Here is a 23,404-nt window from a genome sequence, read left to right on the forward strand (position 1 = left end):
ATTTAAAAACCTAAAAAAGTAACTTAGATTATGCTAATTTCTTAAAAATGTGTATTTTCGCAGACTATATAAAACTATATTATAAAATGGCAATTTTAGGACAGATTAGGAGTAAACCTTGGCTATTGATGGGGATTATTGCACTTGCACTTTTAGCATTTTTAGTAAACCCAGAAAGCATCGAGAAGGTTTTTGGTAAAAATCCTGATGTTTTAGGAAAGGTAAATGGCGAGAAAATAACCCGTGAAGAGTTTAATGATCAGCTATTTGTATTGCAGGAGCAGGCAAAAAATCAGGGTCAGCCACAAAATGGTCTTGAAGAGCAGGCTTGGCAATTATTGGTACAATCTAAACTGATCAAGCAGCAATTTGAAAAAATGGGCTTTGAAATGACAGATGATCTTTTCTGGAGCCAGATTCAGTATGATCAGATGTTTGCTCAGGACCAGACTTTCCGTGATGAAAAAGGAAACTTCAAAACTGTGGAGTTTAAAAAAATGATTGAGGGACTTCAAAATACCCAACCTCAACAATACAATTTCTGGTTGAAGAGCAGAAAAGCTATTGAATACAGAATTATGGCAAGACAGGTATTTGCCAACATCTCAACAGGTCTTACTACAGGTAAAAAAGAAGCTGAAGAATTAATGAAAGAGAGAGATCAGTTAGCTGACATCGATTTCGTAAAAGTAGATTATGCTTCATTTCTTGCAAAAAATAAAATCAAAGTTACTACTGAAGATTTAAAAAACTACATCGATCAACATCCTGTGATGTTCAAAACAGAACCCAGCAGAAACCTTGGCGTTGTATTTTTCCCTGCAAAACCTAGTGCCGCAGACGACGCTGCTGCATTAAAAGAAATCAACAGATTATACACAGGAACAGAAAGCGGAGAAAACTTCTCTAACGCAGCAAGTGATTCGCTATTTGTTTTGGCTAATTCTGACGTTCCTTTCAACAATCAATATGTAAATGCCAAACAAGTTCCTCAGGCACTTCAGGGTAAAATTGAAACTGCTGCAATCGGGCAGGCCTTCGGACCTTACAAAGAGCAGGATCTTTACGTAGTTTCTAAACTTTTAGATAAAAAGAAAGCTTCAGATTCTGTTACTTCAAGTCATATTTTGATTTCATACAAAGGTGCAGAACGTTCAACTGCAACAAGAACTAAAGAAGCGGCTAAGAAAATTGCTGACAGCTTATTGGCAGGAATTAAAGCAAATCCCGCAAAATTTGGTGAAGATTTAAAATTATCTGACGAGCCAAATGCAGTTGAAAGAAAAGGAAGCGTGGGCTGGACTACTTCTCAAAGTCAGTTTGCACCGGAATATTTAGACTTTTTACGTAAAAATGACGTGGGAAATATCGGTTTAGCAGAAACTTCTTTTGGATATCACATCATTAAAGTTGATGATAAAAAATTAGGTTATAAAATTGCTCACCTTGTAAAAGTTGTAAAACCTTCTGAAGCTACCGAAAACGAAATCGATAAAAACTCAAGAAGATTTATCCAACAGGTAGAAGGAAAATCTTTCAATGATTTTGTAAACATTGCTAAAAAAGGAAATTTCCAATATACCAATGCTGCACAAACTAAAAGATTTGACGGGCAGATTCAAGGTTTAGGAACTGATAAAGACGCTGAAATACTTACTTGGGCGTTTGATAAAAAGAGAGAAAAAGGAAACACTGAATTGTTTACAGTAGAAGGAACAGGAGATAAAATCGTAGTTTACCTAAACGGAAAACAGGACAAAGGTCTTGCTGATCCGGAATCTGTAAGAAGTCAGATTGAAACGATTGTTCAGAATAAATTAGCTGCTAAAAAAATTGCTGAGAAAATCGGTAAAGCTTCTAATCTTGATGCAGTAGCTAAAATGTTTGCTACAACAAAACAGTCTGCACAGGTAAACATGCTTCAGCCATCAGTAGCGGGTGCTATGGAACCTAAAGTAGCAGGCGCAGCTTTCGGAATTCAGAAAGGTAAAGTATCAAATCCTATCGAAGGAGGAACAGGAGTTTATGTTTTGGTGAAAAAATCTGAAACAGTAAACAGGCAGGCGGGAGACTTAAAGCAGTTTACAGAATCTATCAATCAGAGAAACGCGGGTATGTTTGGGCAAGCCTGGATGAAGAGCTTACAGGACAATGCTGACATCGATGATTACAGAATTGAGATCTGGGACAAGTTGGGATCACAACAACAATAAAAAATTAATTTTATCATAATATTGAAAGCGGCAAAGTTTTTGTCGCTTTCTTTGTACTTAACCCCGAGCAGTAGTTTAATACACTCAAAATGTATTATATTTGCTTATTAGAAAAAATTTAAAAAGTGAAATTCAGCAAAGAATTAAAAGCCGGTCTCATTGCGTTATTGGCTATAGTCAGTTTTGTGTTTTTATTCCAGTTTATGAAAGGCAAAAGCCTTTTTACAACGGATAATATTTTTTACGCTAAATACGAAAATGTAGAAGGTCTTACGCAGTCTGCTCCCGTTTCTATCAATGGTCTTAAAGTAGGACAGGTTGATAAAATCATTCCTATTACCGGAAAAGACGGGCAAATCAGTTTTGTAGTAAAAATTACCGTAGACGATGAATTTGAATTTTCAAAAAATTCCAGCATAGAAATTTTCGAACCTGGCTTAATGTCTGGCAAAGAAATGAAACTGAACTTAAAATATGGTGGAGCTACTGCCAAAGATGGTGACACTCTACAAGGGGCTTATAAATTAGGAATGCTGAATAGCCTTTCTTCTCAGGTTGGTCCCGTAAAAGATCAGTTACAGACTGTACTTTACAGAGTAGACTCTCTGATGGCAAACGCCAACCAGGTGATGAATGCTCAAAACAGAGAAGAAATCAAAGTTTTACTTCACAACTTAAACAGAACTGTAGGCGCTTTAGAAAATACAGCAGGAAGCGTGAACAAATTGGTTGGAAACAATGATCCTAAACTTCAGAGGGTTTTGGATGAGGCAAGCCTTACAATGCAGAGCGGTAAAACCACTTTAGACAAATACGGAAATCTTGCTGAAAGCATAGATACTCAAAAGCTAAACGCTACCATTGCCAATCTTGATGCAACTGTTGGTCAATTGAACAAAGTAATCGGCGGTATTGACCGTGGTGAAGGAAGTTTAGGCAAAATCATGAAAGATGAGCAACTGTACAACAATTTAAATACTGCATCCACTAATCTGAATGCTCTTCTTGAAGACTTTAAAGCCAATCCAAAACGATATGTAAATTTCTCAGTGTTTGGCAAAAACGCAAATAAAGAATAACTTTTAACCTTCTCTGGTATGCAATATATCGACAATATCCTATTTGTAATTTTACTGATTGCGGGATTTGGTCTTTTCGCAAAAAGTCTGCAAAAAATTTATAGAAACATACGTCTCGGAAGAGAAATCAACCGAAGCGACAGAAAAAACGAGCGATGGGAAACCATGGCTCGTGTTGCAATGGGGCAAAGTCGTATGAGCGCAAGACCTATCGCAGGCGTTCTTCACCTTTTCGTGTACGTTGGTTTTGTGATTATCAATATTGAACTGATTGAAATCATTGTAGACGGAATCTTCGGTACACACCGTTTTCTTGCAACAATTTTCGGTCACACATTTTATAATATTTTCACCGCAACTTTAGAAATCCTTGCTGTTTTGGTAATTATCGGAGTTGTACTTTTCTTTATCCGCAGAAATTTTTATGGGGTGAAAAGATTGACGATGAAAGAACTTTTCGGATGGCCAAAAAACGATGCCAATTGGATTTTAATTATCGAGTTTGCTTTGATGGTGGCTTTCTTCACAATGAATTCTACGGATTTTATCTTGCAACAAAGAGGAGTTTTAGAAGTACACGGAAGTTTCCCTGTCAGCCAGATGACTTTAGTTCCGTTTCTGGAAATTTTCAGCTTTGATAACATTTACTTAGAAATCTTTGAAAGAGGTGCTTGGTGGTTTCACTTTGTTGGAATTTTATTCTTCATGAATTATCTTTATTATTCAAAACATTTACACATTATTTTAGCCTTCCCAAGTACTTGGTATGCTAATTTAGATTTGTATGGAAAGTTTAATAATTTAGATTCCGTTACCAAAGAAATCAAATTAATGATGGATCCAAATGCTGATCCTTACGCTGCTCCGGCAGAAGGTGCAGAAGAAGCTCCGTCAAAATTTGGTGCGGAAGATGTTTTTGATTTAAATCAGGTTCAGCTTCTTAATGCCTATTCCTGTACAGAATGCGGAAGATGTACTTCAGTTTGTCCGGCAAATATTACGGGTAAAAAACTGTCTCCAAGGTTAATTTTAATGAAAACCAGAGACCGTCTGGAAGAAGTTGGCAGAAACATTGATAAAAACGGTAAGTTTGAAGACGATGGCAAAAAACTGCTCAACGATTACATCACGAAGGAAGAACTTTGGGCTTGTACAACCTGTAATGCCTGCACACAGGCTTGTCCAGTACTTTTAGATCCGCTATCTATCATTTTTGAAATGAGAAGATTTTTGGTAATGGAACAGTCTGCCGCTCCACAGGAATTGAATCTGATGATGACCAACGTTGAAAACAATGCAGCACCTTGGCAGTACAATCAGGCAGACAGATTGAATTGGGCAAATGATTAATTAATTTAACAATGTAAAAATCTAGCAATGTAACAATTATTGGTAAATTGTTTCACTGTTATATTGGTAAATTTAAAACTATATGGATTTCACTATAAAAACAATGGCCGATTACGCAATGGAAGGCAAATCTCCGGAAGTTCTCTTCTGGGTAGGATGTGCCGGAAGTTTCGACGACAGAGCCAAAAAAATAACAAGAGCATTCTGCAAAATTTTAAATAACATCGGCGTTGAATTTGCCGTTTTGGGTCAGGAAGAATCTTGCACGGGAGATCCCGCAAAGCGTGCCGGAAACGAATTTGTTTTCCAGATGATGGCTTTGACTAACATTGAAGTTCTGAATGCTTACGAAGTAAAAAAAATCGTAACGGCCTGCCCGCACTGTTTTAATACTTTAAAAAACGAATATCCTGCCTTAGGCGGAAATTACGAGGTTATTCACCACACTCAATTCCTGAAAAGCCTTATGGAAGAAGGCCGTCTGAAAATTGAAGGAGGAAAATTCAAAGGTAAAAAAATCACTTTCCATGATCCCTGCTATCTCGGAAGAGCCAATGGGGAGTATGAAGCACCAAGAATGCTTCTAGAAAAACTGGATGCCGAACTGGTAGAAATGAAGCGTTGCAAAACCAACGGACTCTGCTGTGGTGCCGGTGGCGCACAAATGTTTAAAGAGCCTGAAAAAGGTAAAAAAGACGTCAACATTGAGCGTACTGAAGAAGCACTTTCAACCGAACCGAAAGTCATTGCCACAGGCTGCCCTTTCTGCAACACAATGATGACCGATGGCGTGAAGCATTTTAACAAAAACACCGAAGTAGAAGTAAAAGATATTGTAGAACTTTTGGCAGAAGCTGAGGATTTGTAATAAAATAATTAATTTTACAAAAATTTTATCATGAAAATTGGTGACAGAGCAAAAGTAGATCCTAAATTCACAGGTCTTGAGACTTGGGTAGAAGGAACTGTGATAGACATTGAAAAAAATCCTTTCAAAGGAATTGTCATTGCAATAAAGGATGCTTTAGGTCGAATTTTCTTTGGTGAAGAAAAATTTTTTAAGCTTCTGAAATAGATGTTTGCTATTGCTTTTGATATGACAATTGGTGATCTAAAAGAGAATTTTGGCGATCCATACAATAATGCGTACTATGAAATTGGCAGAATTTTACGCAAATATGACTTTCACAGCACTCAGGGAAGTGTCTACCTTTCTCAAAATGAAGATATGGCAAACTTGCTTAGGGCAATGGTCGAATTGAAATCAACGCCTTGGTTTGCAAAAGCTGTTCGGGATATCAAAGCTTTCCGTGTGGAACAATGGTCTGATTTTACAACATTTATGAAAGAGTAATCACACTATTTTCTACAAGCATATAAGATTTAAACTGTTAATTTGGAGGAAACAAAATCATTCGAAAATCTGAAATCTCAGTGGAAATTTTCTTTCCTCATTACACTTATTCTGATGCTTGTCTTAAGCATTTGGAACTTTAAAAACAGAATGTACGACTGGGATATGCCCGGCTACATGGGTTGTTTTTATACCATTCTGGAACCTGATAAACCAAAAGAAATTCACGCAAGAATATATCAGGAAATTAAAAAAGAAGCTCCCAAAAAAGAATATTTAGATATTGTTGGAATAGACCGTTATGATGAAACCCGTCAGTGGTTTACAAAAGACACACAGTCTTTTACTGAGCAACTTCCCTATTTTCAAATTAAAGTTGGATATAATTTAACGTTATTAGCTTTATACAAAATTGGTTTTACTGGGCCAATGTCTGTTACAATTCTAAGCATTATTTCTTATTTTATTTCCGGAATTCTCTTATTTTTCGTTTTAAAAACAATCTTTCCGAGAAATCCGTGGCTGAGTCTTCTGCTTTCTATCGGCATTTCTTTACTCGGTCCAATGACGCACATGGCGCAAATTTCAACGCCTGATATGTTTATTTTCCAGTTTGTCATGCTGTTTATGATTGCTTTTCTACGAAAATGGAATCAGTGGATGATGTTTCTGATTCAATTTCTGATTGTCTTTGTAAGACCGGATTACATTACATTTTCACTTACTTTCTACGCAACCCAATTTATTTTTGAATACATCTCTTCAAAAAAACTCAATTATTTGATTCTGATTCAATCAATTTTTCTGATTATAATTTATGCTTTCATCTTAAATTATTACAACTATCCAGGCTGGAAGGCTCTATTCTACGACACTTTCATTTACCGAAGACCGTTCATCAGTAAACAGTCTGCTGATTTTACAATGAATGAATATTTCAGTTTTCTGATTTCTAAATTATTATACTTCAAAAAAGTAACAGTTTCGTCTGTTGCAATGATGATAGGTATTTTCTGTTTTACGAAAGACAGATTCACAAGACTTTTTGCTGTATGTTTTATCGTAAATATTTACATCAAATTTGTACTTTTCCCACAGTCGGCGGCACTACGGTTTTTCTTCCCGTTTATCACTTTACTTCTGATGACTTTTTTCTATAGTTTAAGTCAGAAATATCCCAATCTTAGAATCGGGAAAATTGCTTAATTTTACACTTTAAAATTTTGTTTAAATGAAATCACAAATGTTGATTTTATCATAAAATATACTCTTATGAAAATTGAAGAATCTGATATTGTAGAAGCCAACGACTACAGAGTCATTATATATCCTGCATCACGACCTTTTGCAACGGTTGAAGCAAAAAAAATCACAGAAAAACTGTACGATTTTCTCGCAACATGGGCTGCTCACGGCAAACCGCTGTCGTCTTCATTTAAAATCGAAAAAAATCAGTTCATTGTCATTTGTGTAGATGAGGAAAAAGAAATGGCGTCCGGCTGCAGCATTGATGCTCTAGGGAAAATTATGCGTGAAATTGACGATGAATATCAGCTGGGATTGTTCGACAGAATGAAAGCAAGTTTCGTGGAAAATGGCGAAGTGAAAACTTTAAAACTGATCGATTTCAAATCAAAAGTGAGAAGCGGAGAAATCTCTAAAGACATTGATGTTTTCGACTTTTCAAAAAATACGTACCTCGAGTTTTTAGGAAATTTCCTTCTGCCTTTCGAGAGAAGCTGGGCTTCAGTTATTAAATAATTTTCAACTAAATATTTCAAATTTCCTTTGCGGTTTCCAATTTATTTTGAGACTTCAGAGGAAATTTTGTTATTTTGATAGTTCTAATGCAAAAAGTGCTTTTTTTATCCACGGCGCACCATCCCAAAGATGACCGCATCTATCATCATCAGGCAAAATCGCTTGCTGAAAACAGTTTTGAAGTTAAGATCACGAGCCTCTGCGAAAATTTAATTGAAGTTTCAGATAATTTACAGATTGAATCCTACTCTATTTTAAATCGATTATCTCAGGAAAAGGCTGAAGCCTTCCTCAAAGTCTGTAAGTCTTTTCAACCTGACACAATTATATGTTCAGAACCGCTTGCTGTTTTTGCAGCAAAAAAATTTCAAAAAATCAAAAAAACTTCCGTCATTTACGACGTTACAGAATGGTATCCTGCGATGTCGATGCTCAGCCCCATTCCTTATCCGGCTAAAATTTTGTACGCTCTAAAATTTTCTCTGATCAACATTTACGCAGGATTTTTAAGCTCAGATTTTATCTTCGGTGAAGAAACCAAGAAATTCCCGCTTGCTTATTTTTTTCCGTTCAAAAGAAACATCACACTTCCCTATTATCCCGATCCTAAGTTTGTTTTTTCGAATATTAATAGTTTAAATCCAAACGAAATTACACTTTGTTACACCGGACATATTTCTCAGGATAAAGGAATTGGTAACTTTTTTAAAGCGATTGATTTGGTTAGAAAAAAAGACAATGAAGTTAAAATCAAAATTCTCATCATCGGATCTGCAAGGGCTGAAGAAGATAAAATGTATTTTGAAAAACTATTATCTGAATTTAAGTTTGAAGACATCAAAATAAAACAGCCGACAACATTTGAAAGCTTCACAGAAAGTTTTGCCGAAGCTGACCTTTGTTTTGATTTGCGTGAACTGAATTTTGAAAACAATCATTCTCTTCCCATCAAGCTTTTTTACTACATCGGAGCCGGAAAACCTGTCATTTACTCAGATCTAAAAGGCATCCGCAAGCACATTGACGTTTCAGAATTTGGTTTTTTAGTTGAGCCTGATGATTCAGAAAAAATTGCAGACATCATTTTAAATTATATCAAAAATCCTGAACTTTATCACGATCACGCACAAAAAGCATCGGAAGTTTTTAGAGAAAAATACACTTGGAATGTGATCAAAGATTCCTTCATCCAATTTATAAAAACCGGCAAGTAAGATGCTCACGATTCTCAAAACATTTGTGTCCCGCTTTCTTATTCTCATTCTGAGTTTCGGGTTGGTCATTTTTTCCACACAGTTTTGGGGAAGTGAAGGCAAAGGCACCATCTCGATTGTGATTGCCAACGCCGCAATTGTAAGTTTTTTCAGCAGCATTTTTGCGGGTAGCAGCACCTCTTATTTCGCATCAAAGTTTAAGACCGAACAGATTCTAATTTACTCTTATTTGTGGTCAGTTTTAACGGGAATTTCTGTTCCGCTTTTGTTTTCTTTTTCAGAAATACAGTTGACATATCTTTTTCATTTGATTGGAATTTCGATATTTTCCGCACTTTTATCCGTTAACGTCAATCTGTTTATCGGAATGCGGAATATCAAAATGTTCAATATTTATACGGTTTTACAGCAGCTGTTACACGTCATTTTTTTATTTGGATTTATTTTTATTTTAAATTTAAAAGACGTTTCAAGCTATTTTACGGCACAGATTTTTTGCCTTGCTATTTTATTTTTAATCAGTTTTTTTCAAATCATCAAAAATTGTAGGTCTTCAAATTTTAAATTTTCATCGGAGGTTTTCAAAAAAATGTTCGATTATGGCTGGAAAAACCAGCTCAGTGCATTGATTCAGTTTTTGAATTACAGACTTTCATTTTATTTTCTTGAACACTACGAGGGAATTTCCGCGGTCGGAATTTTTTCTGTCGGGATTACCTTTGCTGAAGCCATCTGGACGATTACCCGAAGTATTGCCGTTGTCCTGTATTCGGAAGTGATTAACAGCAAAAGCAAAGCAGAATCTATTCTAAAAACAAAGCATTCACTAAAACTTTCGTTCAGCCTGATGTTGATTTTTCTTTTAGGTATCATTGTTATTCCAGGCTCAGTTTATGAACTTATTTTCAGTAGGGCCTTCCGTGGAACTAAAGAAATTATGCTCATTTTATCGCCAGGAATTTTCGCTATTGCCGTCAGCGACATGGTTGGCTACTATTTTTCCGGAATTAAAGAATTGAAAATTCTTAACATCAAATCAAGTGCTGGTTTATTTGTAACCGTTTTACTTTCAATAATTCTGATTCCAAAATACGGAATTTACGGTGCCTGTATTGCAACAGTAGCCTCATATTGCCTTTCAGCATTCATCTTATTCTATCATTTCTATCGTTCGACGACATTTAATTTTAAAGATTTTTTGGTTTCTAAAAATGATTTCAATGAAATTAAGCTTAAATTTCTGAAAAAGTAAAATTCTTATAAAACCTTTCAGTTTTCTTATTTTTACATCACAATATCAAAATTATGTGCGGAATCTGCGGTTATTATTCATTTAAAAAAGAAATTTCTACAAAGAATATTCTGAAAATGAATAGAGCAATTCAGCATCGTGGTCCTGATGATGAGGGATTTTGGCTTTTAAATCAAAACGAAGGAAAATCTTTTTCAGGATTGGATTCTACACAAAAAATCAAAGAAACTTTTCCGGTTCTTGAACATGAAAAATCTCGGTTGGCATTGGGTTTCCGAAGACTTTCCATCGTTGATCTTTCGGAAAACGGGCATCAGCCAATGACTTCAACGGATGAAAATTTGATCATCACTTTTAACGGAGAGATTTATAATTTTAAAGAACTACGCACTGAACTTGAACATTTTAATTATCATTTTAAAAGCAGTTCCGACACAGAAGTCATTCTGAAAGCCTACGAACACTGGGGAAATTCAATGTTTAAAAAACTGGACGGCATGTTTGCGATTTGCATTGTAGATTTAAATCAGAAAAAAATCATTTTCGGTCGTGACAGAATGGGTTTGAAGCCATTATTTTACATCAAAAATCAGGATGGACTCATTTGGGCATCAGAAATAAAATCATTATTAAAAAACGAATTTGTACAACCCGAAATCAACTGGAACGGCGTTTACACCAATTTTTTATTTCAAACCACTTTGGCTCCGGAAACCTGCTTTAAAGATATTTTTTCTCTGGAATCGGGCTGTTTGATGATTTTAGATTTAGAAAATCACTCCATTAAAAAAGAAAAATTCTGGAATTTAAATTCAAAAATAAACTCTGAAATTTCTGAGGAGGAAGCGGTCAAAAAAATCGATGAATTGCTTTCAAAAAGTATATCCAAGCAACTTTATGCCGACGTGCCCGTAACAAGTATGATGAGTGGCGGAATTGATTCTACTTTGATCACTTCCAAAGCAAAACCTTTTAAAAATAATGTCAACGCATTTACTATTCAGTATAAATTTGCTGAAGATGAAGTTAAAAACGCTTCGTTGGTCGCTGAAAATCTTGAAATTAAACATCATATAAAAACCGTGAGCGATGACGAGGTTTTAGCAGATTTAAAAGAGAATATTCAGCATTTTGAAGAACCTTATTCAAGTCTGGAAGTTTTGATGAATGCTGCGGAATACGCAAAAAAACTGGGTTTCAAAGTGGTTTTAAGCGGAAATGGTGCTGATGAACTTTTTGGCGGTTACAGTCATGCTTTAAAACTTAAAAAGTGGCTTTTGCTGAAGAACTTTAATTTCGTAAGAAACTTTATTGTGACAAAAGACCCGTTTTCTGAAAGAGTCAAAAACTATTTCTCACAAGATTCGGTGTTTGATTTTTTCCGTCAGAGTCAGGTCGGAATGAAACCTTTGGAGGCTGAAAATATTTTTAAATCTGATATTTTTAAAACAGTCAATACAGATTTGACAAGATTTCATTTAACTGAAACCAATAACTATGCAGGTTATTTTGAATATGATATGAAATACTCACTTTCGTCGCATCACGTTTTCAGAGATGATCTCAGCGCAATGAAGTATGGCGTGGAATTCCGGTATCCATATTTGAGCAATCAGTTAATTGATTTCGTCTCAACCTTGCCGGAGAAATTCAGATTTAATGGTATTCAAAATAAACCTTTGCTGAGAAAAATAGCTGAAAATTATCTTCCCAAAGAAGTTTTGAATATGCCAAAAAGAGGATTTTCTTTTCCATTGAATCATTTCATTAAAAACGAAGAAAAAGTTCAGAATTTTATAATTGAAAATCTTGAAAGCCTGAAAAAACGGAATTTCTTTACATCTGAAACAATCGATACGTGGTGGAAAAACCAAAACAACGTTTACGATTGCGTGAAAATATGCCAGCTCGTGACATTTGAGCTTTGGTATCAGAAATATTTTGAAAATCTCTAACGGCTCTACAAATTAATATTTTAACTTTGTAAAATGAAGAAATATCTTTGGGGAATATCGCTGTTGCTACTGGCACTTCTCAGCTGCAGAAGTGATGAAGAAAGCCTGCAGAACATCGATCAGATCATAACTTTTTACATGAAAAATGCGGCAGGACAAGATCTTCTGAATCCTACAGCAGTCGGCTCATACTCGAATATCAAAATGAACGACGTCTTTGGCGAAAATGATAATTCACCAGTCAATTTTTCCGGCCCTACGATGCAGGCAGATTCTACATATTCCATTGAATATACTGCAGGAGCTACACGAAGACTGCTGTCATCTGATGCCGGCGCCGAAAACCGCGTTTACTACTCAAGAATCGCCCTAAATCTAAGCCGGAAGGTGAATGACACTTTGTTTCAGACGGTTTTAGACACGATGGAAATTCAGTACCGGTGGTCGCCTACACTTTTTGAGGTGTCGAAGGTTTTATACAATAAAGATGAAGTTTTCAACAAAACTCCAACCTCAGGGAATACATTTACCATTACGAAATAATTTAATTTTCATAAATTGCAGGATGTAAGATATTGGATGGTGGAAGTTTAAAAAAATTCCGTCACCAAAAAATGATTTTACAACCATCTTCAAACACCCAACAACTCATTTATGTTACAGGTTCAATTTTTGCGCGACAACAAGGAACGCGTTTTAGAAGGTCTTAAAAAAAGAAATTTTAAGAATCCTGAGTTAGTAGATCAAGCAATTGCTACCGACGACGAAAGAAAAAAAATTCAGTTCGAATTGGATTCTCAACTTGCCGAAATGAATAAAATCGCCAAAGAAATCGGGATTTTAATGAAAGAAGGCAAAAAAGAAGAAGCAGAATCATCGAAATCTAAAACTGCACAATATAAAGAGTCGAGCAAAGAACTGGAGACAAAACTGGGCAGTTTAGAGGTAGATTTGACCAACATTTTATATCAAATTCCGAATATTCCGAATGAGCAGGTAAAAGCTGGTGCATCTGCGGATGACAACGAAATTATCTATCAGTCTCACGACGTGGCAGGTTTGGGCGAAGGTGCAATTCCGCATTGGGAACTTGCAAAAAAATACAACCTGATCGATTTTGAATTGGGTGTGAAAATTGCTGGTGCAGGCTTCCCGGTTTATCTTGGAAAAGGTGCGAGATTACAGAGAGCTTTGGTTCAGTATTTTTTAGATAAAAATGTTGAAAAAGGTTACATGGAAGTAAACCCTCCTCACGTTGTAAACGAAGCTTCAGGTTTCGGAACGGGGCAATTGCCTGATAAAGAAGGACAAATGTATTACATCAACGAAGATAAACTGTTCCTGATTCCTACAGCTGAAGTTCCTGTGACGAATCTTTACCGTGATGTTTTGTTTCAGGAGAAGGATCTTCCGGTTAAAAATACAGCATTCTCGCAATGTTACAGAAGAGAAGCGGGAAGTTATGGTGCACACGTAAGAGGTCTGAACCGTCTTCATCAGTTTGAAAAAGTAGAAATTGTAAGAATCGAAAAGCCGGAAAATTCTTATGCTGTTTTGGAAGAAATGGTAGAACACATCAAAGAAATTTTGGTTGACCTTGAGCTTCCGTACAGAGTTTTAAGACTTTGTGGCGGCGATACAGGCTTTGCTTCTGCAATGACTTACGATTTTGAAGTGTGGAGTGCTGCTCAGGAAAAATGGCTTGAGGTAAGCTCAGTTTCCAATTTTGAAACATTTCAGGCGAACAGATTGAAGTGCCGGTATAAAGCGGACGGAAAATCTCAGTTGGTGCATACTTTGAACGGTTCTGCGATGGCTTTGCCTAGAATTATGGCAGCTTTGCTTGAAAATAACCAGACTGAGGAAGGAATCAAATTGCCGAAGAAAGTTGCTGAATATGCAAGATTTGAATTGATCAGTTAATTGAGATTTTGAACCATTAAGGTCTATTAAGCTGTTAAGTTTGATTAAGAATTTGCAGGCAAATTTAAGATTGTTTCTTTAAGTAAACTTAATTAAAATTAACTTCAATAAAAAATTTAAACCACCCTTCGAGGTGGTTTTTTTATGCGTTTTTGTCGATGATAATTTTGTGATGAAGCAGTAATCCGGAGAGATTTAAAGGAGAAAATTTCGCTCCCTTCATTTTATTATTGTCGGGATTAAAAGCGAAACTGTAAGCCGTTCTGAAATCTGATTGTTCGAGATTTGTACGGTCAAAAGTTGCACCTGAAAGATCACAGTTTAGAAAAGCTACATTCCTGAGATCAGCTTCCGAAAAGTCGGTTTCGCGTAAAATACAGTCTTTGAAAACAGTTTTTCTAAGCGACAGTTTGTAAAATACAGAATTGTTGAGAATACAGTTTTCGAATCTGAAAGAAAGTCCAAAATCATTGCAGGAATCAAAGGCAAGCCCGAGCATTTTTGAATTTTTAAAAATGATATCGCGGAAAGCAGTGGAATTTAACTTGACCATACTTAGATTACAGTCTACAAATTCACAGTCATTAAATTTAAAACCGGAAAAGTCGGCGTATTCAAAATTGCAGTTTTGAAAAACACAGTTTTCGTATTCACCTGACTGTAAAGGAGATTCAGTGAAATTTACCTGATTGTAATGTTGATCTGAAATGTAATTTGAATTCATGGAAATCTTTCTGGAATAAATAATGTTTTAGACAATTAGAGCCTGTTTAAAAATCATTAAAAAACAAATTTACAAGTCATTTTTCTTTTCCCCAACTCTAAAGGGTGGAAAAATGCCTTGTAAATTTCATCAGAATTAACTCCCTTTAGGGTCGGGGAAATTAATTTTGATGAAATTTAAACAGGCTCCAAATTAGTAAAATATATGTTTTAAAATTATCTCACGCAGATTTTGCCGATTGAGCAGATTATAAAATTCTAAAGAAAAGCTGTAAACTTCCATCTCCCATCTTCCAGCTTCCTTCTCCTATACCAAGCTATTCTTATCGGCGTAATTTAATTTAAAGAAAATAAAAGTCATAATCGAGAATGCTAAAAGCGAACTTCCACCGTAACTGAAGTACGGCAAAGGAATACCCACCGTCGGAAACAAGCCCATAACCATCCCTAAATTGATGGAAAAGTGCATTAAGAGAATCGAAGCAAAGCAATACCCGAAAACACGGTTAAAACTCGATTTTTGCTTCTCTGCGAGGTAATAAATCCGTCCGATGAAAACCATGTAACATAATACTAAAACAGCACTTCCTACAAATCCCCATTCTTCGCCCACGGTACAGAAAATATAATCTGTTTCCTGCTCAGGGACAAATTTTCCCTGCGTAACAGATCCTTCACGGTAGCCTTTGCCAAACATTCCGCCAGAGCCGATAGCTGTTTTAGAATAAAGCAAATTATAACCTGAAGTATCTCTGAAAGCCTTTTCACCTTTGTAAAGAACTTCAATTCTTTCTCTTTGGTGTTTCGGGAGTTTTTCGAGAACGTAAGGTGTCCCGAAGGAAAGTAGGGATAAAACCGCTATAACTCCTACAACAGAAACTATAGAAATAATATCAACAGAGTCTTGAAAAGATTTTACTACAAGATAAATCCCGATGGCAATAACAATTCCCAAGAGAATATATGCATTGAAAATCAAGATAAAATAAGCTAATATAAGCGCCACGACGATTCCCAAAATTAGAAACCAATTCAAGGATAGTCTTAGCATCGAAATGGCAATCGCAATTTCAGCAATCAGGACAAGGAATAAAATTACATGCTCCGGCGGAAATGCCAGGGATGTAAGAAATACAGCAGCAAACGTGCCACCAATACCGAAAAGCCAACCACTCAGTCCTTCACGGTACAATGCTATGAAAAATGCCAAAAAGACGAGCAATGAACCAACATCGGGAATCATTAAAACAACCACAGCAGGAATTCCAATAATCGCTAAAGTTGTTAATAAAGATTTTCTGTTTTTTAAATTAAATTCAGCTCCGGAAACGTAGCTCGCCAACATCAAAGCTGTTCCGATCTTGGAAAACTCCACGGGCTGCATGGTTATACTTCCGAATTTATACCAGTTTTTCTGTCCTAAAATTTCGGTTCCGAAAGGGAAAAGCCCGATCAAAAGCAAGACACCGCCGATGTAAAATATCGCTGAAAGATTTTCAAAAAACTTACTTCTGCTGAAGAAAATAATTAAGCCTACAAAGATTGAAATCCCGAAGAAAATCAATTGTTTTTCGCCCAATTTCTGATCTACACTGTAAATATTGGCAATCGCAAAAATGCAAAGCAAAAAATACAGTCCGAGCCCGAGTTTGTCTATTCCTTCTGTCCACTTCATAATTTCGGGTTTTTAGAAGTTTTTGCTTTTTCTTTTTCCTGAAGTTTGGCTTTTTGTTTTTTAACCAATTCAAGGCTGTCCTGTATTTTTTTCAGTTTGATAGAATCCGGTTTTGGCTCTTTGTAGAGACCTTTCCTTTTTAAATCAGCAATCCATTGACGCTTGTACTCAGGCATAAAGCTGGCAGTGATCATTTTTTTGTAAAGATGTTCACGCTTCAAGTCGCCCGTAATATATTTTTCGGCTATAACCGTACACGCTGGACCTGCCCATGTTGCACCAAAACCTGCGTGTTCCATTACGGCAACAACTACGATTTTAGGCTTATCAGCAGGAGCAATCAAAACAAAAATTGAATTATCTTTTCCTTGGGGAACCTGTGCGGTTCCAGTTTTAGCCAATTGCGTAAACTCAGTTGATTTCAAACCTCTGGCGGTTCCGGCAAGCACTACGGCTTCCATCCCTTTTAATACAGGTTCAAAATGTCTCGCTTCAACTAAAGTCTGATGTTTCTTTTTGAATCTCGGATCGGGATTAGGTTTCCCGTCAATTGATTTTACGATGTGAGGCGTGTAGTACCAACCGCGGTTGGCAATTGCTGCAACATAATTTGCGAGCTGAATCGGTGTCACCAAAACGTCACCCTGGCCCATACCGTTGTAGATCGCTCCTGTTGGCATTTCGTCCCAGTTTTTAAAATCTACTTTCTGCGAGCCGTTGGCTTTCATAATTGCTTTAAACCGTTTTTCATAAAAATCACCTGAAGGAATTCTGCCCTTTGCGCCAACAGCAAAATCATTATTTAAAAATTCGCCTACCCCAAAACTGCTCATGATTTTTTTCCATTCATCAACACCTTTGGATGGATTTCCCGGATATTTCTTAATGATAGCAATAAACGCATAAGTGAAAAAACAGTTGCTCGAAACCTGAATCGACGGAATTAGCGGATCGGCACCACCGTGACCTTTGATTCTTTTTCCTCTGTAATAAAATCCGCCACCACACGGGAAAATTGTTTTGTCGGTCATCACACCCATTTGCATCGCAGCCAGGGCGGTCAGCAATTTGAAAGTCGATCCCGGAGGATAGCCTGCCTGAAGAGATCTGTCGAAAGTGGGTTTGTTTTCGTAAATGGTGTCTTTTGAAAGTCTGTAAAGATTTCTTGATTTGTTTGGTCCTGTAAAAAGGTTAGGATCAATATCCGGACCTGTCGCTGCAACCAGAACTTCACCGTTGTTGGGATCGATGGCAACTACGGCTCCATGCTTGTCTACCAGCATTTCTTCCGCCATTCTCTGAAGGTCGTAATCGATGGTTAGCGTAATGTCTTTTCCTGTAACAACTTCTTTGTCTAAAGTTCCGTTTTTATATGGACCTACATTTCTGAGTTTAATATCTTTTTGGATATATTTGATACCCTTGATTCCGCGAAGTTCTTTTTCATAAGCCTTTTCAACACCACTTTTACCTATAAAATCTCCGGGAAGATAATAGGTGGAGTCTTTCTTGATTTCGCCATCATTCACTTCATTGGTATACCCTAAAAGATTTCCGGAAGTAGAAACTTCATATTGTCTCTGAGGTCTTGAAACGATGTTGAATGCAGGATATTTAAATATAATTTCCTGAACTCTTGCAATGTCTTCTCTACTTAAATCTTTAAAGAAAGTCATTGGTGTGAGCTTTGAGAAATATTTTTCCTGTTTGATTGCATTGACTTTTTTAATGAATTCAGGTTTTGAGATTTTCATTAAATTACAAAAAGCAATGGTATCAAAATCGGGCTTCATTAAAGCCTGAGTAAAAGAAATTTCGTAAGCCGGTTGGTTTCCTACCAGAATTTTTCCGTTTCTGTCAAAAATCACACCTCTCTGTGGAATAATATATTCGGTTTTAATGGAGGTATTGGCAGCATTTAACGCATACCTGTCTGTAAACAGCTGTAAATACGAAAGCCTTGCTACAAATATTAAAGCAATGACAACGAGTACGGAAAAGATTTTTAAATAGCGTGTATTCAAACTTTCTGTTTGATTTTAAAGATTAATGCGTAAATGATTATAAATATAAACGAAATTAAGCTTGTAATCGATATATTAAGCAAAATTTCAAAAATTCTTGTGAATTTGAAAAACTCAATATACTGCACAAATAGCTGATGCAGGAAGATACTTGAAAATAAGAATAGTAAAAACTGACTCCATTGCAAAGACTGAAATGAGAAAAAGTCTGTGGAAGTATCTGTAGATGTTCTGAAAATCAATGTTCTGAAATAAGCAATGAGCGTGGTTGCAAAAGCATTATTTCCTCCTGAATGAAGGAATGTGTCAATCGTAAAACCAATTAAAAAACTTAATGCTAAAAACTGGAATTTGTTTCTGAAAAACGGATAAAACATAACAAAAACAGGATAAATAACCGGTGTATAAATCCCGAAAAGTGTAATTCTATTAAGCACAAAAATCTGCAGTGCCACAAGAAATGCCATGATCAAAAGGTCGGTAAATATGGTTCTGCTAATCATGTTCTTTCTTAATTACTGCTTGCATGGTATCCTGAATTTTCTGCACTTCTGCTTTTTTCAGGTTTTTAACCACATAAATTTTACTTAAAGCACCCATTTTTTCGCTCAGTTCAACAGAAATATCCCAGAAACCGGTTTGGTTGTCTACAGAATATCCCGCCACTTTACCAATCATTACACCTTGAGGAAAGATTGCTGATTTACCATCGGTTACAATCGTATCGCCTACCCGCACAGAAACATATTTCGGAATATCTGCAAGATGCATCACCCGTGAGTTGTCCCCTTTCCAGGTAAGTGTTCCGAAGTAGCCTGATTTTTTCAGAGAAGCATTTACTCTGATGTTTTTTATACTTAAAACAGATTGAACAAGGGCATAAGAATCTGTAGCATTAATAACAATCCCCGCAATTCCTTTTGGTGCCATAACGCCCATTTGAGGATAAACACCGTCTCTTTTACCTCTGTTGATTGTGAAGTAATTATTTCTTCTGTTGATACTGTTGAAAACAATATCGCCGTCTACAAAAGTGTAGATCTGACCGCCGCCCAAAGTATCGTGTACCTTTCTGAACATCGGGTTTTTGTTGTAGCCTTTACCATAAAGCTGAGTCATCAGCATTTTATTCTGAGCAACAAGATCTTCATTGGTCTGCTTGAGTTTCAGATAAGAAACCCCTTCGTCAATATAGCCGGAAACCCACGCATTAAAGGCTGCACTCTGACCGGCGAGCCACGATTTCTGCATTGCGTTTTTAGAAAATATCAGAACAAGAGCAATGATCTGCAGAAAAATAAAGAAGATAAACAAAGAGTTCTTCGAAAAAATTCTCAGCAAAAATCCCATTCAGATAAAAGGTCGTAAAAAGTTAAAATTATTTAATTAAGAAATTGAATTTATCCATATTCTTAAGTGCGATACCCGTACCTCTTACAACAGCTCTCAAAGGATCTTCTGCTACAAAAACAGGAAGACCTGTTTTCTTGTGAAGTCTGTCTGCCAAACCTCTCAGTAAAGCACCACCACCGGCAAGATAAATACCTGTTTTGTAGATATCAGCCGCCAATTCCGGAGGAGTAAGTGATAAAGTTTCCATTACAGAATCTTCAATTCTGATGATTGATTTATCAAGAGCTCTTGCAATTTCTTTATAACCAACCATAATTTCTTTTGGTTTACCTGTAATAAGGTCTCTTCCCTGAACTGGAATATCATCGATATCCACATCCAAATCTTCAACCGCAGAACCCACTTCAATTTTAACTCTTTCAGCAGTTCTTTCTCCGATATATAAATTGTGATGTGTTCTTAAAAAATATGCGATATCATTGGTGAATACATCTCCTGCAATTTTCACAGATTTATCACAAACAATACCACCCAAAGCAACAACAGCAATTTCAGTTGTACCACCACCGATGTCGATAATCATGTTACCTTCCGGCTTCTGAACGTCAATACCAACTCCTATTGCAGCTGCCATTGGCTCGTAAATTAAACGTACTTCTTTTGCATTTACTTTCTGCGCAGAATCTCTCACCGCTCTTTTCTCGACCTCAGTAATTCCTGAAGGGATACAGATTACAATTCTTAAAGCAGGCTGAATAAATTTACCTTTAATACCAGGGATTTTTTTAATAAATTCTTTAATCATATGCTCAGAAGCATGGAAATCTGCAATCACCCCATCTTTCAAAGGACGGATGGTTTTGATATCCTCATGAGTCTTTCCCTGCATGTGTTTTGCCTGCTCTCCTACAGCAATAGGCTTGCCTGTAGAACGCTCAATAGCAACTATGGAGGGTTGATCAATTACAATTTTATTATTATGTATGATAAGTGTATTTGCGGTTCCAAGGTCTATCGCAATCTCTTGCGTAAACATATCGAATAAGCCCATAAGTTTCTGGTGATTTAAGTTTACAAAGATATAAATTTAACATCAGCCATAAAATTTGATTTTAAATTATTTGGTTAAAATTTTATTAAATTTTCAAACATCCCTTAACAGTAGACTTATAAAAAATCAATACTTTTTCTGTTGTTTAGCATCATTATAAATAGCTTTTCACGATATTTATCATAAATGGAATCACAAAATGCTTTGATAAAAAAGAATTAAATTTGCACTTGTTTATGATACAGTATTCTAAAGTACATCAGACATCCAATTTTGCCGTTCTGTCAATCAGTTACGAGAAAGCCGATGTTGAGACAAGAGGAAAATTTGCATTTTTTGATGAAAACATCAAAAGTTTCGTCACCAAAGTTCACGAGCAGGATCTTGGCGACGCATTCGTTGTATCTACCTGCAACCGTACAGAAATTTACACTACAACCAACAACTACCTTCTGATAGCCGAAGAGTACTGCAAAACCATCGATGTACAGCTGAACGATTTTCTACATTTTGCTAATATTCTAACTAAAGAAGAAGCACTGAAACATCTCTTCAGAGTGGCAGCCGGATTGGAGAGTCAGATCATCGGAGACTTTGAAATTATTGGGCAAATCAAAAAAGCGTACGCAAGATTTAAAAGAGAAAGAAAAAATTCAAATCCATTTTTAGAGCGTTCTATCAATTCTGCGATTCAAATTTCGAAGAGAATTAAAAATGAAACGGGAATTTCCAACGGAGCGGCTTCGGTTTCTTATGCGGCGGTTCATTATATTTTAAACAATCAGAATAGAATTACCGAAAAAAACATTCTTCTTCTCGGTGTTGGAGAAATCGGGCAAAACACGGTTGAGAATTTAGTAAAACACGTTTATCAGCCAAAAATAAAAATCGCCAACCGAACGCAGGAAAAAGCAGCGAAGATTTCTGAAAAATACAGTATTCCAAATATTGATTATGCTGATTTTGATAAAGAATTGGAAAACACAGATATTCTGATTGTTGCAACAGGTGCCAAAACTCCGATCATAAACAAATCTCATTTAAGCAACGGAAAAGAAATTTTAATTATCGATCTTTCGATTCCTCATAATGTTGATAAAAACGTTTCTGAACTTGAAAATGTAACACTGATCGATGTTGACGAACTTTCGAAACAGATTCATGAAACTATTCAGCAGAGGGAAAAGGAAATTCCGAAAGCGGAAGTCATCATTAAAGAAATGACCAAAGATTTTCTTGAATGGGAAAAAAAGAGAAAACTGGCGCCGAACATTCATCATTTCAAAGCCGTTCTGAAAAATATGGAACGCAACGAAATGCATAACTTTTACAGAAAAAACAAATACATCAACATCAACGATATGGAACTTTCTGAAAAAATGATTCAGAAAATCACCAACCGTTTTGCAAAATACATCATCGACAATCCTTTGAAAGCCGAAGAAATCAGCAAACTGATGCACGAAATTTTAGTGGAACAACCCAACAATGAATTCAATGAAAAACATTAGAATAGGAACAAGAAAATCTGCGCTCGCCCTTTGGCAGGCAGAGGAAGTGGCAGAAAAACTGCAGGAATTAAATTACACCACCGAGATTGTTCCGATTGTTTCTTCAGGCGACAAAAATCTTACCCAACCACTTTATTCATTGGGAATTACAGGTGTTTTCACGAGAGATTTAGATATTGCTTTACTGAATGACGAAATTGACATTGCTGTACATTCATTGAAAGATGTTCCCACAAAACTTCCGGAAAACATAGAAATCGTGGCCTGTCTGGCGAGAGATTTCCCACAGGATGTTTTAATCAGAAGAAAATCTGCTGTCAATAAAGAATTACACGAACTTAAATTAGCAACAAGCAGTTTAAGAAGAAGAGCTTTTTGGTTGAAACAGTATCCGGAAACGGAATTTTTCGACATCAGAGGAAACATTCAAACCCGACTTCAGAAACTGGAGGAACAGGATTTTGATGCGACAATTTTATCATTAGCCGGAATCAAAAGAATGAAAATGGATATCGATTATGAATTCCTTCCGATGATGATTCCTGCTGCGTCTCAGGGCGTGGTGGCTGTTGCCGGTCATTCGAAGAAGAAGGAGATCAACGAAATTTTAGCTAAAATCAATCACAGAGAAACCCAAATCTGCGTGGAAATTGAAAGAAATTTCCTCAGCACACTGGAAGGTGGCTGTACTGCTCCAATTGGTGCTTTTGCAGAAAGATTTGAAGATAAAATCAGATTAAAAGCGGCACTCTGCTCGCTCGATGGTAAAAATTATATCGCTACCGACGAAAGTTTTGATTTTAATGAAGAAGAAAATTTCGGAGCCAGGTTTGCGAATATCGTTTTGGAAAACGGCGGTAAAGAATTGATGGCGGAGATTAAAAGTCAGATTTAAGGTTTAGGTTTAGGTTTAGGTTTAGGTTTAGGTAAAATTAATACTTCTCCAGAATCTTAACATTTCTTTAT

At 36.2% G+C, this 23,404-nt stretch carries 21 protein-coding genes; 15 read left to right on the forward strand and 6 right to left on the reverse strand.

What is annotated here, in order from left to right; genetic code table 11:
• The first annotated feature begins 86 nt into the window (after positions 1-86).
• The 13 genes from AC2A1G_RS06415 (at position 87) to serS (ending at position 14,101) form a co-directional block, all read left to right on the forward strand.
• Entirely contained in the window at positions 87-2,213 is a 2,127-nt protein-coding gene (locus tag AC2A1G_RS06415; protein ID WP_484046105.1) for a peptidylprolyl isomerase, read from the forward strand.
• A gap of 125 nt (positions 2,214-2,338) precedes the next feature.
• Positions 2,339-3,292 (forward strand): MlaD family protein, encoded by a 954-nt coding sequence (locus AC2A1G_RS06420; protein WP_484046106.1) that lies wholly within the window; start codon positions 2,339-2,341, stop codon positions 3,290-3,292.
• Positions 3,293-3,310: 18 nt separating this feature from the next.
• Positions 3,311-4,642 (forward strand): 4Fe-4S dicluster domain-containing protein, encoded by a 1,332-nt coding sequence (locus tag AC2A1G_RS06425; RefSeq protein ID WP_484046107.1) that lies wholly within the window; start codon positions 3,311-3,313, stop codon positions 4,640-4,642.
• An 82-nt stretch (positions 4,643-4,724) separates the two neighbouring features.
• A complete protein-coding gene (locus AC2A1G_RS06430) occupies positions 4,725-5,510 on the forward strand; it encodes a (Fe-S)-binding protein (RefSeq protein WP_484046108.1) in 786 nt (261 codons plus the stop codon).
• 30 nt (positions 5,511-5,540) lie between these two features.
• Positions 5,541-5,717 carry a hypothetical protein gene (locus tag AC2A1G_RS06435; protein ID WP_484046109.1) on the forward strand — a complete coding sequence of 59 codons (177 nt, stop codon included), beginning with the start codon at positions 5,541-5,543 and terminating at the stop codon, positions 5,715-5,717.
• Between the two features lie 21 nt (positions 5,718-5,738).
• Positions 5,739-5,996, forward strand: coding sequence for a virulence protein (locus AC2A1G_RS06440; protein WP_484046110.1), 258 nt, complete (start codon positions 5,739-5,741; stop codon positions 5,994-5,996).
• A 42-nt stretch (positions 5,997-6,038) separates the two neighbouring features.
• Positions 6,039-7,202: a hypothetical protein gene (locus AC2A1G_RS06445; RefSeq protein ID WP_484046111.1), complete on the forward strand. Its 1,164-nt coding sequence runs from the start codon at positions 6,039-6,041 to the stop codon at positions 7,200-7,202.
• 66 nt (positions 7,203-7,268) lie between these two features.
• On the forward strand, positions 7,269-7,757 hold the full coding sequence (locus tag AC2A1G_RS06450; RefSeq protein ID WP_262149868.1) for a hypothetical protein: 489 nt from the start codon (positions 7,269-7,271) through the stop codon (positions 7,755-7,757).
• Positions 7,758-7,843: 86 nt separating this feature from the next.
• Positions 7,844-8,971 (forward strand): glycosyltransferase, encoded by a 1,128-nt coding sequence (locus AC2A1G_RS06455; RefSeq protein ID WP_484046112.1) that lies wholly within the window; start codon positions 7,844-7,846, stop codon positions 8,969-8,971.
• Position 8,972: 1 nt separating this feature from the next.
• Complete coding sequence (locus tag AC2A1G_RS06460; protein ID WP_484046113.1) at positions 8,973-10,223, forward strand: MATE family efflux transporter; 1,251 nt, start codon at positions 8,973-8,975, stop codon at positions 10,221-10,223.
• 53 nt (positions 10,224-10,276) lie between these two features.
• Positions 10,277-12,178: an asparagine synthase (glutamine-hydrolyzing) gene (gene asnB / locus AC2A1G_RS06465; protein WP_484046114.1), complete on the forward strand. Its 1,902-nt coding sequence runs from the start codon at positions 10,277-10,279 to the stop codon at positions 12,176-12,178.
• 33 nt (positions 12,179-12,211) lie between these two features.
• Positions 12,212-12,721, forward strand: a complete 510-nt coding sequence (locus tag AC2A1G_RS06470; protein WP_484046115.1) for a hypothetical protein — start codon at positions 12,212-12,214, stop codon at positions 12,719-12,721.
• 111 nt (positions 12,722-12,832) lie between these two features.
• On the forward strand, positions 12,833-14,101 hold the full coding sequence (serS, locus tag AC2A1G_RS06475) for a serine--tRNA ligase (RefSeq protein WP_484046116.1): 1,269 nt from the start codon (positions 12,833-12,835) through the stop codon (positions 14,099-14,101).
• 142 nt (positions 14,102-14,243) lie between these two features.
• Here the strand turns inward: serS and AC2A1G_RS06480 are convergent, their stop codons facing one another.
• The 6 genes from AC2A1G_RS06480 to AC2A1G_RS06505 form a co-directional block, all read right to left on the reverse strand.
• Complete coding sequence (locus AC2A1G_RS06480; RefSeq protein WP_484046117.1) at positions 14,244-14,825, reverse strand: pentapeptide repeat-containing protein; 582 nt, start codon at positions 14,823-14,825, stop codon at positions 14,244-14,246.
• Positions 14,826-15,131: 306 nt separating this feature from the next.
• On the reverse strand, positions 15,132-16,499 hold the full coding sequence (gene rodA / locus AC2A1G_RS06485) for a rod shape-determining protein RodA (RefSeq protein ID WP_484046118.1): 1,368 nt from the start codon (positions 16,497-16,499) through the stop codon (positions 15,132-15,134).
• Positions 16,496-18,523: a peptidoglycan D,D-transpeptidase FtsI family protein gene (locus tag AC2A1G_RS06490; protein ID WP_484046119.1), complete on the reverse strand. Its 2,028-nt coding sequence runs from the start codon at positions 18,521-18,523 to the stop codon at positions 16,496-16,498. Before AC2A1G_RS06490 ends, rodA begins: the two co-directional genes overlap by 4 nt.
• Positions 18,520-19,026 (reverse strand): rod shape-determining protein MreD, encoded by a 507-nt coding sequence (locus AC2A1G_RS06495; protein ID WP_484046120.1) that lies wholly within the window; start codon positions 19,024-19,026, stop codon positions 18,520-18,522. Before AC2A1G_RS06495 ends, AC2A1G_RS06490 begins: the two co-directional genes overlap by 4 nt.
• Positions 19,019-19,873 carry a rod shape-determining protein MreC gene (gene mreC / locus AC2A1G_RS06500; RefSeq protein WP_484046121.1) on the reverse strand — a complete coding sequence of 285 codons (855 nt, stop codon included), beginning with the start codon at positions 19,871-19,873 and terminating at the stop codon, positions 19,019-19,021. Before mreC ends, AC2A1G_RS06495 begins: the two co-directional genes overlap by 8 nt.
• Before the next feature lie 28 nt (positions 19,874-19,901).
• Positions 19,902-20,927, reverse strand: a complete 1,026-nt coding sequence (locus tag AC2A1G_RS06505) for a rod shape-determining protein (RefSeq protein ID WP_262149884.1) — start codon at positions 20,925-20,927, stop codon at positions 19,902-19,904.
• A 236-nt stretch (positions 20,928-21,163) separates the two neighbouring features.
• Here AC2A1G_RS06505 and hemA point away from each other — a divergent pair, with 236 nt between their 5' ends.
• On the forward strand, positions 21,164-22,438 hold the full coding sequence (hemA, locus tag AC2A1G_RS06510; protein ID WP_484046122.1) for a glutamyl-tRNA reductase: 1,275 nt from the start codon (positions 21,164-21,166) through the stop codon (positions 22,436-22,438).
• Positions 22,425-23,333 carry a hydroxymethylbilane synthase gene (gene hemC, locus AC2A1G_RS06515; protein ID WP_484046123.1) on the forward strand — a complete coding sequence of 303 codons (909 nt, stop codon included), beginning with the start codon at positions 22,425-22,427 and terminating at the stop codon, positions 23,331-23,333. Before hemA ends, hemC begins: the two co-directional genes overlap by 14 nt.
• Positions 23,334-23,404: the final 71 nt, after the last annotated feature.

This window comes from Chryseobacterium sp. HNCC26DJ240, from assembly GCF_057180485.1.

Bases quoted from the DNA above. Each gene is read 5' to 3' on its own strand.
- AC2A1G_RS06415 (WP_484046105.1), top strand. From the start codon at position 87: ATGGCAATTTTAGGACAGATTAGGAGTAAACCTTGGCTATTGATGGGG.
- AC2A1G_RS06425 (WP_484046107.1), top strand. From the start codon at position 3,311: ATGCAATATATCGACAATATCCTATTTGTAATTTTACTGATTGCGGGA.
- AC2A1G_RS06430 (WP_484046108.1), top strand. From the start codon at position 4,725: ATGGATTTCACTATAAAAACAATGGCCGATTACGCAATGGAAGGCAAA.
- AC2A1G_RS06435 (WP_484046109.1), top strand. From the start codon at position 5,541: ATGAAAATTGGTGACAGAGCAAAAGTAGATCCTAAATTCACAGGTCTT.
- AC2A1G_RS06440 (WP_484046110.1), top strand. From the start codon at position 5,739: ATGACAATTGGTGATCTAAAAGAGAATTTTGGCGATCCATACAATAAT.
- AC2A1G_RS06450 (WP_262149868.1), top strand. From the start codon at position 7,269: ATGAAAATTGAAGAATCTGATATTGTAGAAGCCAACGACTACAGAGTC.
- AC2A1G_RS06455 (WP_484046112.1), top strand. From the start codon at position 7,844: ATGCAAAAAGTGCTTTTTTTATCCACGGCGCACCATCCCAAAGATGAC.
- AC2A1G_RS06460 (WP_484046113.1), top strand. From the start codon at position 8,973: ATGCTCACGATTCTCAAAACATTTGTGTCCCGCTTTCTTATTCTCATT.
- asnB (WP_484046114.1), top strand. From the start codon at position 10,277: ATGTGCGGAATCTGCGGTTATTATTCATTTAAAAAAGAAATTTCTACA.
- AC2A1G_RS06470 (WP_484046115.1), top strand. From the start codon at position 12,212: ATGAAGAAATATCTTTGGGGAATATCGCTGTTGCTACTGGCACTTCTC.
- serS (WP_484046116.1), top strand. From the start codon at position 12,833: ATGTTACAGGTTCAATTTTTGCGCGACAACAAGGAACGCGTTTTAGAA.
- AC2A1G_RS06480 (WP_484046117.1), bottom strand. From the start codon at position 14,825: ATGAATTCAAATTACATTTCAGATCAACATTACAATCAGGTAAATTTC.
- rodA (WP_484046118.1), bottom strand. From the start codon at position 16,499: ATGAAGTGGACAGAAGGAATAGACAAACTCGGGCTCGGACTGTATTTT.
- AC2A1G_RS06495 (WP_484046120.1), bottom strand. From the start codon at position 19,026: ATGATTAGCAGAACCATATTTACCGACCTTTTGATCATGGCATTTCTT.
- mreC (WP_484046121.1), bottom strand. From the start codon at position 19,873: ATGGGATTTTTGCTGAGAATTTTTTCGAAGAACTCTTTGTTTATCTTC.
- AC2A1G_RS06505 (WP_262149884.1), bottom strand. From the start codon at position 20,927: ATGGGCTTATTCGATATGTTTACGCAAGAGATTGCGATAGACCTTGGA.
- hemA (WP_484046122.1), top strand. From the start codon at position 21,164: ATGATACAGTATTCTAAAGTACATCAGACATCCAATTTTGCCGTTCTG.
- hemC (WP_484046123.1), top strand. From the start codon at position 22,425: ATGAAAAACATTAGAATAGGAACAAGAAAATCTGCGCTCGCCCTTTGG.